17 protein-coding genes are annotated in these 16,106 nt (G+C 37.5%); 5 read left to right on the top strand and 12 right to left on the bottom strand.

What is annotated here, in order from left to right; all coding sequences use genetic code 11:
• Positions 1-12 precede the first annotated feature (12 nt).
• Positions 13-1,386, top strand: coding sequence for a RagB/SusD family nutrient uptake outer membrane protein (locus tag ACT9TX_RS15270; protein WP_481339562.1), 1,374 nt, complete (start codon positions 13-15; stop codon positions 1,384-1,386).
• 49 nt (positions 1,387-1,435) lie between these two features.
• On the opposite strand, the gene ACT9TX_RS15265 is transcribed toward ACT9TX_RS15270, so the two are convergent.
• The 9 genes from ACT9TX_RS15265 to ACT9TX_RS15225 all read right to left on the bottom strand — a co-directional run bounded on the left by ACT9TX_RS15265 (position 1,436) and on the right by ACT9TX_RS15225 (position 7,821).
• Entirely contained in the window at positions 1,436-1,762 is a 327-nt protein-coding gene (locus tag ACT9TX_RS15265; protein WP_481339561.1) for a hypothetical protein, read from the bottom strand.
• 145 nt (positions 1,763-1,907) lie between these two features.
• Positions 1,908-2,339, bottom strand: a complete 432-nt coding sequence (locus tag ACT9TX_RS15260) for a MauE/DoxX family redox-associated membrane protein (RefSeq protein WP_481339560.1) — start codon at positions 2,337-2,339, stop codon at positions 1,908-1,910.
• 189 nt (positions 2,340-2,528) lie between these two features.
• Entirely contained in the window at positions 2,529-2,756 is a 228-nt protein-coding gene (locus ACT9TX_RS15255) for a hypothetical protein (protein WP_481339559.1), read from the bottom strand.
• Between the two features lie 97 nt (positions 2,757-2,853).
• Complete coding sequence (locus ACT9TX_RS15250; RefSeq protein WP_481339557.1) at positions 2,854-3,570, bottom strand: LytR/AlgR family response regulator transcription factor; 717 nt, start codon at positions 3,568-3,570, stop codon at positions 2,854-2,856.
• Between the two features lie 4 nt (positions 3,571-3,574).
• A complete protein-coding gene (locus ACT9TX_RS15245) occupies positions 3,575-4,678 on the bottom strand; it encodes a sensor histidine kinase (RefSeq protein ID WP_481339556.1) in 1,104 nt (367 codons plus the stop codon).
• Positions 4,679-4,718: 40 nt separating this feature from the next.
• A complete protein-coding gene (locus ACT9TX_RS15240; RefSeq protein ID WP_481339555.1) occupies positions 4,719-5,849 on the bottom strand; it encodes a lysophospholipid acyltransferase family protein in 1,131 nt (376 codons plus the stop codon).
• Positions 5,836-6,996, bottom strand: a complete 1,161-nt coding sequence (locus ACT9TX_RS15235) for a site-2 protease family protein (protein WP_481339553.1) — start codon at positions 6,994-6,996, stop codon at positions 5,836-5,838. The genes ACT9TX_RS15240 and ACT9TX_RS15235 overlap by 14 nt, the downstream gene beginning before the upstream one ends.
• A 64-nt stretch (positions 6,997-7,060) precedes the next feature.
• Complete coding sequence (locus tag ACT9TX_RS15230) at positions 7,061-7,207, bottom strand: hypothetical protein (protein WP_481339552.1); 147 nt, start codon at positions 7,205-7,207, stop codon at positions 7,061-7,063.
• Positions 7,208-7,533: 326 nt separating this feature from the next.
• On the bottom strand, positions 7,534-7,821 hold the full coding sequence (locus ACT9TX_RS15225; RefSeq protein ID WP_379015620.1) for a hypothetical protein: 288 nt from the start codon (positions 7,819-7,821) through the stop codon (positions 7,534-7,536).
• Between the two features lie 157 nt (positions 7,822-7,978).
• On the opposite strand from ACT9TX_RS15225, the gene ACT9TX_RS15220 reads away from it, so the two are divergent.
• The 4 genes from ACT9TX_RS15220 (at position 7,979) to mobC (ending at position 12,772) form a co-directional block, all read left to right on the top strand.
• Positions 7,979-8,875: a toprim domain-containing protein gene (locus tag ACT9TX_RS15220; RefSeq protein ID WP_481339551.1), complete on the top strand. Its 897-nt coding sequence runs from the start codon at positions 7,979-7,981 to the stop codon at positions 8,873-8,875.
• Positions 8,876-9,113: 238 nt separating this feature from the next.
• Positions 9,114-9,503, top strand: a complete 390-nt coding sequence (locus ACT9TX_RS15215; RefSeq protein WP_481339549.1) for a plasmid mobilization protein — start codon at positions 9,114-9,116, stop codon at positions 9,501-9,503.
• Positions 9,491-10,771 carry a relaxase/mobilization nuclease domain-containing protein gene (locus ACT9TX_RS15210; RefSeq protein WP_481339548.1) on the top strand — a complete coding sequence of 427 codons (1,281 nt, stop codon included), beginning with the start codon at positions 9,491-9,493 and terminating at the stop codon, positions 10,769-10,771. Before ACT9TX_RS15215 ends, ACT9TX_RS15210 begins: the two co-directional genes overlap by 13 nt.
• An 18-nt stretch (positions 10,772-10,789) precedes the next feature.
• Positions 10,790-12,772, top strand: a complete 1,983-nt coding sequence (gene mobC, locus ACT9TX_RS15205; protein WP_481339546.1) for a conjugal transfer protein MobC — start codon at positions 10,790-10,792, stop codon at positions 12,770-12,772.
• 1,280 nt (positions 12,773-14,052) lie between these two features.
• Here mobC and ACT9TX_RS15200 read toward each other — a convergent pair.
• From ACT9TX_RS15200 to ACT9TX_RS15190, 3 genes are all read right to left on the bottom strand, one after another.
• On the bottom strand, positions 14,053-14,601 hold the full coding sequence (locus ACT9TX_RS15200) for a hypothetical protein (RefSeq protein WP_481339545.1): 549 nt from the start codon (positions 14,599-14,601) through the stop codon (positions 14,053-14,055).
• Between the two features lie 34 nt (positions 14,602-14,635).
• A complete protein-coding gene (locus ACT9TX_RS15195; RefSeq protein ID WP_481339543.1) occupies positions 14,636-14,911 on the bottom strand; it encodes a hypothetical protein in 276 nt (91 codons plus the stop codon).
• 367 nt (positions 14,912-15,278) lie between these two features.
• On the bottom strand, positions 15,279-15,791 hold the full coding sequence (locus ACT9TX_RS15190) for a hypothetical protein (protein WP_481339542.1): 513 nt from the start codon (positions 15,789-15,791) through the stop codon (positions 15,279-15,281).
• Positions 15,792-16,106: the final 315 nt, after the last annotated feature.

Here is a 16,106-nt window from a genome sequence, read left to right as displayed (position 1 = left end):
AAACCATTCACCATGTTGGGTTCAAAAAAAATCAATATTGTTTCTTCTCTTTTACTGGTAACACTTGCTCTCATGATGGGCAGTTGCAGCAAATATTTGGATGCCGCCCCTAATAAGTCCTACGTTATCCCTTCAACACTAAAAGACTTTCAAGCACTGTTGGACAACTATAATAACCTTAACAATGTGGATATGTCCGTTGGTGAAATAAGTGCAGATAATTATTATCTGAATTATGCTGACTGGGCGGCTCTTTCAGATGAAGGGCAAAGAAGGATGTACACATGGGAAAAGGATTATTTTTTCCAGTTCAATGCCGGGGATTGGCGAAGGCCTTACGCTGCTGTTTACTATGCCAATACCGTCTTGGACAATATTGACAATGTGGACAGGAATTCAGGGAATGCCATGCAATGGGACAATGTATTGGGACAGGCATTATTTGTAAGGGCAAAAACATACTGGCAATTAGCGGCAGCATTCACAAAAGCCTACAACCCATTAACTGCATCTACTGATATGGGCATTCCTCTAAGGACAAATTCGGACTTTAATATTGTTGCGGTTCGTTCTTCATTGTCAGAAACCTACAATACCATCATCAATGACTTAAAAACAAGTGCCGCTTTGCTGCCTGTAACGCCTGTACATGTTATGCGTCCTTGCAAGACTGCAGCCTATGCACTATTGGCCAGGACTTATTTGAACATTGGCAATTATGACAGTAGTTTACGATATGCTGACCTTTGCCTACAATTAAAAAGTAACCTGTTGGATTTTAATACGCTGACAGCTTCTGCAACCTATCCTATCCAGCAGTTCAATGCAGAAGTTATTTACGAGAGTTCCATGTCAGTACCAGCACCCTTGAGCAATAGTAGGGCAAAGATTGATTCAGTATTGTACCAATCCTTTGCAAGCAACGACCTTAGAAAAACAGTTTTCTTTAAGGATAACGGCAACGGGTCTGTTGGTTTCAAAGGTAGCTACGAAGGTGGTGCAACACTGTTTTCTGGCATATCAGTGAATGAAGTATATTTAATTAGGGCAGAATCTTATGCGAGAAAAAATGATAAAACAAACGCCTTGAATGATTTGAACACATTGCTTATAAAGCGTTATAAAACAGGTTTCTTTGCACCTGTAACAGCAGTTGATTCAAATGATGTACTGGATAAAATATTAGTGGAAAGAAGAAAGGAACTGTTGATGCGTGGATTAAGATGGCCCGATTTAAAAAGGTTGAATTTTGAAGGAAGGAATATTACCATTAAGCGTGTCTTGAACCAAGTAACCTATACATTGCTACCAAATGACCTGCGTTACGCATTGCCGATACCTGAAGATGTTATTAGGCTTTCCAACATCCAGCAAAATCCTAGATAATTAAAAGGAAGGGCATAAGGGGTAAACATCCCCTATGCCCTCTTTTGATTTACTCTGGTTTGTCGATTACATGGGCTGCATCATCCCTTACCTGTGCATCGGTTTTTCCGCTTAGGTAAGCATTAATGTCGCTGAAGTCCGTGGTCTCAAATTGCAACCTGCATGGTATATCAAGGCCTTCGCAGCTTGGTGGGTTTTGCACTTGTCCCTCTGGCAACCAATTGCTGGAATTATTGGCACCAGTAAGCGTTGATAGCTGATAGTAGTACACCATTGTTGACAAGCTTTTTTTAACGGGCTTGGTTTTCAATGTTGTGAATGCACTTGCACCAAGGGCAAGGATAACAGCCAAAGAACCGAAAAGATACTTTTTCATAAATGTGACTTTTAAAAATGATTAAAAAATAGAATAAAAGATGGCCGTTGCACCATTTTGCAACGATTGGTGATGTGATGATGCTTACTCTTTTTTCAGGTTTTCAGCTTACTTCCTGTTGTATGTACCCGGTAATACAATGAGGTTATTGTGTTTGGTGCTTTGCCAAATTTTTATTGCGGAACAGTATTATACCTGCAAAAGCGACCAAAATGAAAAAGGCATTAAATACCAAATGCTGCTTCCACGACAATTGTTTAATCACACCGCCACAGGAACATGGCAGGTGTGGCGTAAACATGACCATATAGGCGATATAGGCAGTAAACAAAACCATTAGCCCAAACGATAAATAAAGCCCTAGTTCTTTTGTGGAAGGCAAGAACAACAATACTGAAACGCACAGTTCTACCGTTGGTAGCAACCACCCAATAACACCTGCCTTGCCTTGCATTAATGGCGATTGATCCAACACGGCTACAAAGGATTTGTATGCCAATAGTTTGCTTACAGCAGTGTAAACAAATAACAGTATGAGCAGTCCGCAGATAATGTCGATGGTGGTACTTTTCTTCATACACAGTTTTTAAGCATTTAGGCAGCCGATGATATAACTGTTGCTAAACGGGTGTGAAACTAAAAACTGGTATGCCCTGTATGAAATCTGTTATGTGAAAAGTGGCTTGCTATATGTGAATAGTGGGATGGTCGTGGTCAGATATAGGCAAGCTTATAAATTTCAGGATGTAACGAGGTATTGCAAGGTCTATTTTGGTAATTGCACGATGTATTCTTGTAACCTTTTAAACCTTGTTTTACCAAGAATATGTACCACTACATCTTCAGGTAAGGCTTCTTCTTTAGGAATGACGATTTTTAATTTTTTTATAGCCTTGGTATAAACATGTCCTTTATCCGTTGATGGGTTGAGGATGAACATCAATTCATTCCTAAGAAACAAATCAATTTGGCATGTTGGTATTTTTGCTTTCATACAAAGGTTATATTGACGAAAATAAGGTATCACTGCTGTTTACATGCCCATTAATTAAGCTAAAATACTGGCCTTCGCCTTTCTTTTTAAACTAGAATCACAAGAACAGTTTCCCTTTCATTTTTTCCATAAAAGCCTCTTTGTAATTATTGCCCAATGGTATCCTTGTGGACTTTCCTTTAAGCAAAAGGCTACCGTTCTCAAATGCTGTAATCCTGTTAAGGGCAACGATATAGGATTTATGTACACGGGTAAACTGTGAAGGCGGCAACCGTAGTTCCAAATCCTTCATGGTAAGGTATGCCAGTGTGACATCGTTGCCTCTGTGGAATGCCACATAATTGCTACGGCTTTCGATATAGTCAATATCGTCAATGTCTATTTTTATCATCTTGCCCTTATGCTCTGCCTTTACATAAAAATAATCGTGTGGGATAACCTCGAATGCAGAAATACCTGGCAATAGCTTATCGGACAGTTTCTGTACTGCCTTTACAAAACGGCCGAATGCAATGGGCTTGATAAGGTAATCCACTGCATCAAGATCATAACTGGTCACGGCAAATTCAGAATAGGCAGTGCAGAACACCACCTTGACGCTTGGATCCATTACCTGCTTTACTTCAATACCGTTCATTTCGTCCATTTGTATGTCGAGAAAAACGACTTCTGCCTTTGTGCTACGCACCAGTTCTATCCCTTCGATTGGGTTAATGGCTGTACCTACCAATTGCAGGCCCGGTATTTTTTGGATATAGCCTTTCAGTACATTGATGGAAGGCTGTTCGTCATCTATGATTACGCACTTGATCATACTGTCAATTTTTTATGGTGAGTTCAAAAGTGTAAAAATCGTCCTCGTTAGTAGCCTTCATCTCATACATATCCTTAAAAGCAACATCAAGCCTTTTACTAAGGTTGGTAATGCCAATATTGAGCGATGAGAGCTGGATATTGTTCTTCCTTTTTTTGTTCCTGCAATAGAAATATATCTCTTGTGGCAGTAGCCTTACTTTTATCAACAAAGGGTTCAAAGGGTCTTTCAGATCGCCATATTTGAAGGCATTCTCAACGATGGTAATAATAGAAAGCGGTGGCAATATTTGCCCTTGCACCTCTCCCTCGGTGCTGTACTGGATAATTTTTGTGTCCCCGAAACGGAGGTTGTGGATGTCGAGCAGGGTCTGGAGATGCTCCAGTTCCTTTTCAATCGGCACTTTCCCGCTTTCAAACTCCACGCTTTCCAATGAATACCGCATCATGCCCGAAAGTTTCAGGATATTGTCTGCCAGTTCCTGTGAGAATTCCAGTGCCTGTGAGAACAGAACGTTGAGGGTATTGTGCAGGAAGTGCGGATTGATCTGTGAACGCAGGAAAGCATACTCGTACTGCAACTTGTCCTGCTGGGATTTTAGTTCCTGTTGTTTCAAAATGGCGTTCTCCAGTTCACGCTGCATCTTTTGCTTTTCCAGTTGTAATTTTTCTTCCTGTAACCATCGTAGTTTTTGTTCAGTCCGTACTGTTTCCCTTACATAAAAATAGAGCATGGCATAAGCCGAATATTGCACATAGCCCAAGATGGCACTTTCCAAAAAAAGCCTGTAATTGTTGGACGTGTATAGCCTCATGCCAGCCAAGGGCAGCAACAGGTATATATAGCAATAACCAAGAGCAGACATAACGATAAAGACAATTATAAAAGTTAGGATACCCCATAAAACCCCTCTTTTCTTGTACAATCCCAAAGAGTATAGGCTCACATAAAAGGTGGTACAGAAAGGCAGCAGGAAAAACGCCACTTCAATAACAGTGATATTCGGCTTTGACAAGCGGTTGGCTATATAAATAAAGCTGCTGTAAACGACCCATGCACAAATATGCACCAGCCAAACAGGCGTTTTTTTATTTTTTTCTGGTACCATAACCTCGAATCTTTTAAGTTTTTTACATAATACTTTCGTTTTAAGCAGCTTTCAATACATAGTTGTTATACAGTTGTTGCAACAAGGCAATATCAAAACCTTCCAGCCTTACACTTTGTAAACTGCACCCTGATAAGAAAACATACACACTACTATCAATGGGGTATGATAGATAGGTGTTTTTGTTGAACAGAAAGGCTTTACCAGCTATGCTAAAAACACTGTACAACGATGTGTTCAATAACAGCTTACTATCCCTATCAAATGGCAATTGTTCCGTCCTCTGAAACCTATTGATGATATGTGCCGACTTGTGCAAGTACAGCCATGCTTCCCATTGTTCGGGGTACAGTTGTATAATCGGTGAAATGAGGTTGTAAATAGCTTGTGTTGACCGTGCCGCAAATACTTCCCTTGCCTCATTTACATTTGGATAAATAGGTTCAAAAAAGCGTAACCTTGTATCTTCCAAGGACTTTCGGTAACAGGCAACAGGAAGGATCGGCACTTGTGATGCATGTGCCAAAAAGCCGATACCTTTTCTTGCAAAAAGGGCTTGGTTAAGGAAGTTGATTTTGCAATGATTGTCATTTTTTATTGTGCCACTACCTGCACCAGTATTGCCATCCATGTACAATAAAAGGCTTCTTCCTTTTTTTAGATTTTTTAACATTTGAAGCCCCGAAGAAGGATGTTCCGCATTGATAATTTCAAAGCCATTTTCCACCGAACTATTCATAATCTCTTTATACAAATTATTGAATAAATCGCCTTGTGTTTCGATGACATTGTTGGCTATTACCAACGAGTAAGGTATTTTATTTTTTACCAAGAAAAAGTTTATCAACCTATACGAACCCGTATGAAAAGTGCAGATAATGGAAGGCTTGTTATTAAATATATTCCAGATGGCATCACTTAGGTTTTCGTATGAAATGTATTGCATTGCGTCATAAGATGTCTGTTCCAAATGGCTCAACTGCTGGTGCAATAGGATATTCCTAAAAATATTTTCATGATTTTTATAATCAATTTCTGGCAAATAATTGGATAGGCTGGCACTTACAATATTGTACTTCGCTGTAAGCATTTCGTCTTTTTTAATGTCCATTGACAGTAAAAAAGCATTTATCAGATTATCCCTTTTTTGTTTATAGTCAATTGGATTCATGTTGCTTTATTTTAGTGATAGACCATATTAATTTGAGTGGTATAAAAAATAATACCAAAAATGAAACAGATGAAAGGGCAATAGCAGAAATCGTGTTTTCGTTATTGCTTTGCGTAGCGATAAGGTGTTGGACTTCCTGTATTGAATTAAGGAAAAATAGTATGCAATAGTAAAAGTCAACCACCCAAAATATTGCTTTGAATAAACTGTACAATACCAATGGTAAAGTGGTATTTTTTAAAGATGCTTTACCTTTTAAAAGGCTTGTATAAATGCCCCAAGTTTTGGCATGAAGGTTTGGGATATTGAAAATATCACTGAATAGCCAATAACCATCATAACGTAAAAATGGGTTGAGGGCAGAGAGTAAACCAATGGTGTTAGCGGTAATCAAAACAAAACATATAGGGTTGTAACTACCCATATAAAATAGTAGCAACAAAGGCAGGTTTGCTATCAGTTGGAAATAAATACCAGCAAGATTGACAACAATCCTTTCCCTCACTGGTAAAGCCCAGATACCCGTAACATTGGTATAGAAAACAGGGAAGATAAAATATAACCCAAAGCCTATTTCTTGCGGTTCTATGCCGAACCGATATGCAGCAGTGGCATGTCCCAATTCATGCAGTAAGATTATTACTAAAAAGCAACCATACAGCATTATTGCTTTGCCAAAATTGAACGTTGCAATGGTGTGATGGTACCTCCCTGAAAAAGCACTCAAACCTTCGTTACAGAAGAAATAAATTGTCGCAATTATCGATAGAAATATGAGCAAGGCAGCTATATTCCTTTGGAACAAACCAGATAATAACCGATAAGCTGTTGACCCTTTTCCAGCAGCGATGATTGTTTGTTTCATGAAGATATAAGGCTGTCCGTTTGCCCTTAACAAAGTGTCTCGACAATTTACCTTCGCTAAAGTATTCTCAATAGTTTGCTGTATAAAAACTCCTGTAAAACTGTTGGTCTCAAAAAGCAGGTTCATCTCTTTGGCTATGTCCTTGTCCCCTATATTTTGCTGCTTTTTATAAAGGATATGGTAGAGCATTTTGCTGATGCTGTGTGTGCTGCCACTAACGTTTACCAACAGGTATCTGCTGCTGTTTGTTTCCTGCACATATTTCAATGAAATGCCTGTCATATAATAAAAGTGTTGGGTGGATAAAAGGGAACCCGAAGCAGGTTCCCTTTAAAAAAAGAACAGTTTAAACAGTGCCGGGCAATGTTGGTGTACTGGTGATACACGAACTGTCTGAAATAAAAGAAAACATGCCTGTACCTGACATTTCAAGACGGGCTTCCAGTTCTTCGATACTAATTGCATCTTGGAAAATGTTGTTGTTCGATTCCATACTTTTGTTGTTTGATTTGTTGGAAATATTGTTGACAGGTCAAACGTATTTACACAAGGAAAAGCGTGGAAATCAGTTATGTGAATATGGGGTTGGGATATGTATAAAGCAGTATTGTAATGGTCTGAAAACTTGCTGGATAAACTTCAGTGTATTTAGGCAGGTAAGTAATAGGGCAACTTTAAATCGTTGATCTGATGGTATTTTTTGAGGGTATTATTTTCTATGAGGCAAGGTGAAAAATTTTAGTTGAATAACCTGTTGCAAGGGAATACAATCCTATGAATGACAGGATAAATAGCCCCTTGCAACAGGTTATGGCTTTGTTACTTCTGGCTTAATGCTTTCAGTTTTTCATTAAGCTCATTTAGCCCTGCTTTTGTTAAACAGTCATCTGCAAAAGCATCCAGTTCCTGTAAGGTTTCCTTTGGTATACCCTCTAACAGATTGGCAGATTTGTCATCATCTTTTGCTGTCAGCCCACGCTTGATAACACTGTTCAGCAGCAGTACATTTTTTCGTGAAATCCGCATGTCGATCTTCACTGTTTCATTCATGCCAGGGATACTCATTATGGTATCGTACACTTTGGCCACATCGGTTGTTGTTAGCATAACATCACGTTTTTAATTGTTCATTTTAAGGCACAAATTTATTTTCGGACAGCTACATTATCCTCGTTAAAATATGGTGAGGATAGGTAGTACAGATGCTGCTTGTTTAACTTCGTCCCCGTGATACCTGAAAAGTGAAAAATGAAAATGTGCAGTTATGGATTTAGGTAAAAAAACCTACTCAATCGAGCAGGTCAAAGAAATGGATTTAGTCGGCTACCTCTCAAAATTGGGGTTCAGCCCAGCTAAAATCAGGAACGTAGATTATTGGTATTTATCCCCGTTGAGAGATGAGCGTACACCCTCTTTTAAAGTCAATACAAAGTTAAACCGTTGGTACGACCACGGGCTTGGGAAAGGTGGAAACTTGATTGATTTTGGTATCCTTTACCACAACTGTATCGTTGGGGAATTTCTTCAGAAAATAGAAACTGATTTTTCTTTTCATAAGCCCTTAATGCAACAGCCAAAACAGACCGTCGCAGAACCAAAAATTACGATTCTTCAAGACTTTATTATCAGTTCATTCTCTTTGATAAAATACCTCGAACAAAGGAAAATCCCAGTTGCAATTGCATGGCAATATTGTAGGGAGGTAAGGTATGGATTGAACGATAAAATCTACTATGGTATCGGCTTCAAAAATGATGCTGGTGGTTATGAAATCCGTAACCAATATTTTAAAACAAGCAGTTCCCCAAAAGGTATTACCACGTTTAATAATGGGGCTAAAGATGTATCCGTTTTTGAAGGCTTTATAGACTTCCTTTCTTTCCTTGCTATGCACCAAAATCAACCAAAAAAAGATACCGATTTTCTCATTTTAAATTCAGTTTCTTTCTTTGAAAAAGCACGTCCTTTTTTGGAAGCACACGAAGTAATAAAACTCTATTTGGATAGAGATGCCACAGGACAAAATTACAGTCGCTACGCTTTGTCTTTAAGCGAAAAATACAAGGATGAAAGCAATCTTTATAAAGGACATAAAGACCTTAACGAGTGGTTAGTAAACATTGGTAACAATAGCAAAAAACAGCTCAAGCAAAAGTTATGATAGCAATATTGGTTATAGAATAATCATTGGATACCGTTAACATGATAGCAACATTAAAATGTCTAAAGTGAATATAGAAAATCTTCAAAGACTTATGAAGGGCTATAAGATTGCCTTTTCCGCAATCGGCCAGATGTCCGGTTGTTAAACAACCGACTCTGGCCGCCCTTACTCGGAACTCGTGGTCGGGGGATGCTGGAATGATTTAAAGAATTTGAAAACGTGAAAATGATAAGTGATGGAACAGGAAAAAACAAACAGGACCCGCATCATCGGGTTGAGGCTAACGCCAAAGGAATACGAGAAAATTGAGCAGAAATGGAAAGCCAGTACTTGCCGTAAACTAAGTGATTATGTTCGCAGGATCATATTCGGAAAGCCCATTGTTGCCGCGTATCGCAACCAGACTTTGGATGACTACATGGCAGAAAGTATCAAGCTAAGGAACGAATTGAACGGTATCGGGAACAACTTCAACCAAGCCGTAAAAAAGCTGCATACGCTGCACCAAATTTCAGAATTCAGGGACTGGCTGGTGACCTATGAACTGGAAAAAAAAATCCTGTTGAACAAAGTGGATGAGGTCAAAAACCATATCCAAAAAATTGGTGAAAAATGGTTGCAGTAATTAAAACGGGGCATTCCATTCACCGCATTTTAAACTACAATGAGAACAAGGTGAAAGAGGGCGTTGCTGAAATAATTTCAGCAACAAATTATCCGATGGATCTTGAACAATTGTCGTTTACAAATAAGCTCAATCGGCTGAAAAACCAAGCAGCTTTAAACGAAAATGTAAGCCGCAACAGCGTCCATATTTCGCTAAATTTTGACCTTTCAGAAAAGTTTTCAAACGAAACGTTGCAGGGCATTGCAGATACCTATATGAAGCAGATTGGCTTTGGTGAACAGCCCTATTTGGTCTATCAGCATTTTGATGCGGGACATCCACATATCCATATCGTATCTGTCAAAGTCCGGGCAGATGGAAGCCGCATAGACATGCAGAATATTGGTCGTAACCAATCCGAAAAAGCAAGGAAGGAAATAGAAGAATTGTTTGGGTTGAAACGTGCCGAGGACAGTAAAAAGCAGCAGCAGTTGTACAGTCTTAAGCCAATCAATTTACAAAAGGTGCAATATGGCAAAGTGGACACCAAAAGGGCCATCACTAATGTGCTGGATAACGTCCTTAAAGAGTACAAATACACTAGCTTACCAGAATTGAATGCGGTACTGAAACAATACCATGTTATGGCCGACCGTGGCAGCGAAGGGTCAAGGATATTCAAGAACCGTGGGTTGGTGTACAGGATAGTGGATGAACTAGGGAATAAAGTGGGCGTACCCATTAAGGCTAGTGACTTTTACAGTAAGCCAACACTTGCTTTTGTGGAAGAAAAATTTACCTCGAACGAGACTGCACGGATGCCCCATAAAGCGAGAGTAAAGAATGCCATTGATTTGACCCTTTTAAAACAGCCGAACCAACAATTATATGAACTAATAAAGGCTCTGGATAAAGAGGGCATCAACACCGTTTTAAGGCAAAATGAAGATGGGATTATTTATGGGATTACTTACGTTGACCACCGCACCAAATGCGTTTTTAAAGGTAGCGTATTGGGTAAAGCATATAGTGCGAAAGGCATATTGGAAAGATGTGGCATTTCTCAAGAACAACAGGTGCAGGGGCAGGAATTTGTTGGACAACATAACCCGAAAACACAACCAGTACAGCCTCAATCTTCATTCAATCTCAGTACCAAAAACAAAGAAGGTATCGACCTACTGGAAACATTGTTACAGCCCGAACACGCATCTGGCTTTGTACCTTACCAATTGACAAAAAAAGGCAGAAAGAAAAAGAAAAAAAGGATTTCAAAAGATTTATAATTTAAAAAATTACAGGTTATGCAAACAGGAGAAAATGAACAGGCTCTTAGGAAAATACTGGATATGACCAGATTGATCAGCATCGCTGTTTTGGTGCTGCACTTCTATTATTATTGCTACACTGCTTTTGAGCAATGGCAGCTTACAGTAACACTTACGGACAGGTTGATGGGCAATATCCGAAACACAGGATTGTTCAACAAATTCAATACATCCAAATTGATTGCATTGGGCTTCTTGACCATCTCTTTAATGGGTGCCAAGGGAAGAAAGGCTGAAAAGTTAAGCTACAAAACTGCCTTTGCCTATATCATTACAGGGTTACTGATTTATTTCCTGAGCTACCTTTCCTTATTGCCGAAAATAGCACTTGCCACGGCTGCAATATTGTACATTGGCATTACGGCCATTGGGTTCATGTTGGTGCTTTCTGGTGGCACGTTGTTGTCCCGTGTGATACAGCAACAATTGAACAGTAAGGATATTTTCAACAAAGAAAATGAGACCTTTCCGCAAGAGGAACGGTTACTTGAAAATGAGTTTTCCATTAACCTTCCTGCACAGTATTATCTAAAAGAAAGAATCCGCAAAAGCTGGATAAATATCATCAATCCGTTCCGTGGTTTGATGGTACTTGGTTCGCCAGGATCCGGTAAATCCTATTTTGTAATACGGCATATCATTACCCAGCATATCAAGAAGGGCTTTACCATGTTCGTATATGATTTCAAATTCGATGACCTTACCAAAATCGTGTACAATACATGGCTGCAATACAAGATAAAATACCCTGTTGAGCCAGTGTTCTATGTAATCAATTTTGACGACCTTACCCGTACACACCGTTGCAACCCACTTGACCATGAAAGCATGACGGATATAACAGATGCGGCAGAATCTGCACGGACTATTTTGATGGGCTTGAACAGGGAATGGATCAAACGGCAGGGCGACTTTTTTGTTGAATCACCCATCAATTTTCTAACGGCTATCATTTGGTATCTGCGTAAGTACAAAGATGGTGAATTCTGTACATTACCGCATGTGATTGAACTGATGCAAGTGGATTATGATAGCCTGTTTACAGCTCTTCGTACCGAGAAAGAAATAGAGGTGTTGATTAACCCTTTTGTGAATGCTTACCTGAACGATGTGATGGAACAATTGGAAGGGCAGATTGCCGCAGCCAAGATTGCAATGGCGAGATTGTCTTCGCCCCAATTATACTATGTGCTATCGGGTAATGATTTCACACTTGACATTAATAATCCCGACCGTCCAAAGATTGTTTGCATGGGTAACAACCCACAGAAAATACAGATTTATGGGGCGGTACTATCGCTTTATGTAACACGTTTGGTAAAGCTGGTAAACAAAAAGGGCAGGCAGAAAAGCAGTTTGATATTCGATGAATTCCCGACCATTTATTTGAACAATATGGACAGCCTCATAGCCACGGCAAGAAGCAACAAAGTCGCCACTTGTCTGGGCATACAGGACTTTAGCCAACTGCGTAAGGATTATGGCAAAGAACAGGCAGACGTTATCATGAACATAACAGGCAACATTATAAGTGGGCAGGTGACTGGTGATACGGCCAAGCAATTGAGTGAGCGTTTTGGGAAGATTATGCAAGATAGGGAAAGCCTTTCCATTAATAGTCAGGACACCTCCATCAGCCGTTCAAAACAATTAGAAGCTGCTATTCCACCGTCCAAAATTTCCGCACTTTCTTCTGGTGATTTTGTGGGAATGGTAGCAGATGACCCTGACTGTAAAATAGACCTGAAAGCGTTCCATTGTTCTATATTGAACGACCACGGAGCATTGAAAAAAGAGCAGGATAATTTCAGGGAAATACCTGCCATCCGTAAGCTTGATAATGCAATGGTTCAGCGGAATTACTTGCAGATAAAACAGGATGTGCAGGATATTATCCAGTCAGAAATGGAACGGGTTTTAAGTGACCCAGGATTGCAGCATTTGGTGATAAAGAAATAAAAAGCCCTATCAATGTTTTGCTATTCGCCGTTAGGTTTTTTAGATCCAAAAGGTATTGTTTTTTAAGTTTTAATTTTTTTATAAATTCTATAATATATAATAAAAAGTTATCTATTCGTGAAAATGTTTAAGGCTGTACTTAAACAATAAATTGTAACAGATGTTATAAATTCATCTTTTTGATTTCAGGTTTATGTAGGTGGCAACCAAAGGATATAAGAGAAATTAAAAGAATGCCAACCGTAATAATTCCAGCAGTAAAGGAACAATAACCCTAGATAAGATTATTGCACTTCAGATTATTTATCATTGTATTCCTTCAATTGAATATATAATATCTTTTATTTCTCTCGCATGAAATCATCATCATTATTGAGTCTTGTTAAAAATTTGTAGAGGACTATTTGTTCGAGGATAAGTTTCACGAAAGCAATTATGGCATTTTAGAAAGACTTATTGGATGTAAAAAAGCGGTTTTGTAACATCGACTTTTGATCGCTCTTTAAATTATAATATTAAGAATAATTTGACTTAAAAGCAAAAAAAAATAATATCAAATCTTTGGAATAATTGACTCATAAAGAATATAAAATTAAAGAATGAATGCTTATAAATATATTTTTTATGAGCCTTCTTAAGGTAGTAATATATACGTAATTCAATACAAGCAGCATAATTGTTTGACCTACCTACTACCGCATCTAAACTAAATGTATTATAAATGGGCATCTTATCTGGTAGGTGTGTTCTGTGAAGGGTTTTCATTCAAAGAGATTTTGCCAATCTGATTTGGTGTGACAAATTAGTCATAAGTTATAATTTTTATGATCGCATTAACCATCAAGCTATTACAATTACTATGTGTAGTTCTTTTCAGTATCACCAATTGACTGAATCATTATAAAATGACGATAACCAAATAAATATCATTCTGACCAAGTAGGTAAATGATAATTTTAAGCCAAAACAAATAACAAAACAAAAAAAGTAGATTCGAACCTATTTTAATAACTAAAAAGCAATACGATTAGAGTGCAGTTACCTTGCTAAACAAATAGTTTGACCTTAAAATTATCAATTTACAACTAACACAGCTATAAGTCTACAAAGTACCTCTTTCCTGAGTTAGTACGAGTTTTGTTAAGTAAAAAGCCGCCACAGTTTAATAGTGACGGCTTTTTTTATTTTATTCATCGCTACATCATAAAATAGGTTGACGGAATTTAAAATATACCAGCTGGTACAGTAGATGATATTTTTTACATACGAAATTTATTAAATTATTTATCTATAAGTGGTATGTATTTATATGATGCATCGGATTTAGCTTTAAGCTTAAAATAGTCAATCCCACCAAAAGTAGATATATAAATTCTTTTTTCTTCGGTATTGCCAACTTTAGTTTTTTTAACCTTTATTTCTGCAATTACATCTTTATCTAAAAGTACTGTTTTAGGATGTGTGAGGCACATGGAATCTAGATATATAGGCAGTTCTTTATTTTCTAAAGAAATACTATATATTTTAAAAAGCTCTTCGATATTAAAAAGTATCGTGCCTTTTTTTACATAAAAAATGCTAGCTCCATATTTGGCTACTAAATCATCCCCAAATTTTGCTCTAATTTGTTTGACTTTACCGCCTCCTCTAACAGAATCACATTTGTTTTTACTAACTATTAATCGTTGGCAAAAAATGGGTTTCATATCTGGCAATTGAAGTATGTATAATATACCATCATCACCTAAATATTTTTCAGTGTTTGTTTGTGTATAGGCAATACTACATAATGCCATAAAAAGCGATATCAATACTGTATTTTTTTTCATATTATTATTTATAAATTATTAGTTATTCCGAATTCTAATTATTACAACTACAATCTGGTATACCATAACCCCCATCCTTTAATCCTGTTATACCAACATTATTATGTAAACCGGATGCAGGTGTAGTTCCATAATTTAAGGTTTGGGGATCAAAGTAAATAAAAAATTCCATTTCGTTATATCCTGTAACCATCACCTCATGACCAATACCATTATATAACATAATCGAGGTAATTGGAATTCCACTATTGAGCGCCGCAACCATTTGCGCCCTTGAAGTGTATTGTTGGTAATTAAAATAATCACCCAATAAACTTAATCTATCTTCACCTAATAGCCCGAAATTGGATGTGCCTTCAGGCCAAAGAAGATATGTATTGTTATAATGTTGTGATATATCATCTGCAGTATAATTTCCCCCAAAAAAGTCGGAAAAATTTTACCACACATTTATACGCTTGTGGTTACTTATTGGGCTTACCCAAAATGAATATGTATTATAATTTCTGCAAAAGCAGCACAATTGGTTTGTGACAAGGCGTTGCAAATGTCTTTTTTTATTGTTCGGGATTAAAAAAAGAATACCCCCTATCAGCAGTATTAAATGAATAGAAATAATTTTTTAAAATAATAAAAATGACCGTTGTTATTTATATCAACGGTCATTTGGAAGTTTATCAATTCTTTTTTTCTAAAGTATCCTGTAATTCAACATCTTGCTTCATATCATCATTATCAAATTTCATTACATCCATTTTCATTTCTGAATTAAACAGTGGGCTACCCTTTTTAAAATAGCTAGTTATTGGGACGGTACTATTATCCATACATTGAAAAAATTTTCCTCTTTGCCACATGTACGTTACTAACAAACGACAAGCACCAACACCCTCATTTGGGGTAGCCCTAAATGTTTCATTTGCACGATTATCTCCTTTAAAAAACATCATTTCATACTGATAATATTTGGCATAATTCGAATCAATATTTTTGCGTACAAAATCGTCCAATAAAATGCTGTCCTTATCGTAACTACTAAATTCTTTCATAAAGTAAAACTTGCTTGAAACGCTATCGGTTTGCTCCCATCTGCCTTTTTGTATATAAGGGTGCAATGGCCTAATTTCAAGTTTATGTTTTTTGCAGGACACTAATAATATAATTAACCCTAATGCAAAATAAAATTTCATACAATTTTTTTATAGTGTACCTGATAAATTTACCGATAATTCAATCCTATTTACAAATGGTGGATAACCTCGCCTGTGCTGCAATATCCAAAAGGCTTTTATACCTTCCACAAAATTTGGCACAGGTAAGTTAGAAATTCCAGTTACACTTCTTAATAAAGCTTCTAAAGCAGCTTGTTGGGCATCTGCTTTATCTACATCACTACTACTTACTGCGAAATCGTCTAAGACGGGATATATAATTAACGCAAGTTGCTAGTTATAAAATAAGTGAGCATCGAAAAGAGTTTAAAAGTTACCACACTCATCAAACTC

Source organism: Parasediminibacterium sp. HNIBRBA5674, from assembly GCF_056745525.1.
This window is presented reverse-complemented; position numbering and strand designations above follow the sequence as displayed.

Coding starts and splice junctions, on each gene's coding strand:
- ACT9TX_RS15270 (WP_481339562.1), top strand. CDS start 13: ATGTTGGGTTCAAAAAAAATCAATATTGTTTCTTCTCTTTTACTGGTA.
- ACT9TX_RS15265 (WP_481339561.1), bottom strand. CDS start 1,762: ATGAAAAAGTATCTTTTCGGTTCTTTGGCTGTTATCCTTGCCCTTGGT.
- ACT9TX_RS15260 (WP_481339560.1), bottom strand. CDS start 2,339: ATGAAGAAAAGTACCACCATCGACATTATCTGCGGACTGCTCATACTG.
- ACT9TX_RS15255 (WP_481339559.1), bottom strand. CDS start 2,756: ATGAAAGCAAAAATACCAACATGCCAAATTGATTTGTTTCTTAGGAAT.
- ACT9TX_RS15250 (WP_481339557.1), bottom strand. CDS start 3,570: ATGATCAAGTGCGTAATCATAGATGACGAACAGCCTTCCATCAATGTA.
- ACT9TX_RS15245 (WP_481339556.1), bottom strand. CDS start 4,678: ATGGTACCAGAAAAAAATAAAAAAACGCCTGTTTGGCTGGTGCATATT.
- ACT9TX_RS15240 (WP_481339555.1), bottom strand. CDS start 5,849: ATGAATCCAATTGACTATAAACAAAAAAGGGATAATCTGATAAATGCT.
- ACT9TX_RS15235 (WP_481339553.1), bottom strand. CDS start 6,996: ATGACAGGCATTTCATTGAAATATGTGCAGGAAACAAACAGCAGCAGA.
- ACT9TX_RS15230 (WP_481339552.1), bottom strand. CDS start 7,207: ATGGAATCGAACAACAACATTTTCCAAGATGCAATTAGTATCGAAGAA.
- ACT9TX_RS15225 (WP_379015620.1), bottom strand. CDS start 7,821: ATGCTAACAACAACCGATGTGGCCAAAGTGTACGATACCATAATGAGT.
- ACT9TX_RS15220 (WP_481339551.1), top strand. CDS start 7,979: ATGGATTTAGGTAAAAAAACCTACTCAATCGAGCAGGTCAAAGAAATG.
- ACT9TX_RS15215 (WP_481339549.1), top strand. CDS start 9,114: ATGGAACAGGAAAAAACAAACAGGACCCGCATCATCGGGTTGAGGCTA.
- ACT9TX_RS15210 (WP_481339548.1), top strand. CDS start 9,491: ATGGTTGCAGTAATTAAAACGGGGCATTCCATTCACCGCATTTTAAAC.
- mobC (WP_481339546.1), top strand. CDS start 10,790: ATGCAAACAGGAGAAAATGAACAGGCTCTTAGGAAAATACTGGATATG.
- ACT9TX_RS15200 (WP_481339545.1), bottom strand. CDS start 14,601: ATGAAAAAAAATACAGTATTGATATCGCTTTTTATGGCATTATGTAGT.
- ACT9TX_RS15190 (WP_481339542.1), bottom strand. CDS start 15,791: ATGAAATTTTATTTTGCATTAGGGTTAATTATATTATTAGTGTCCTGC.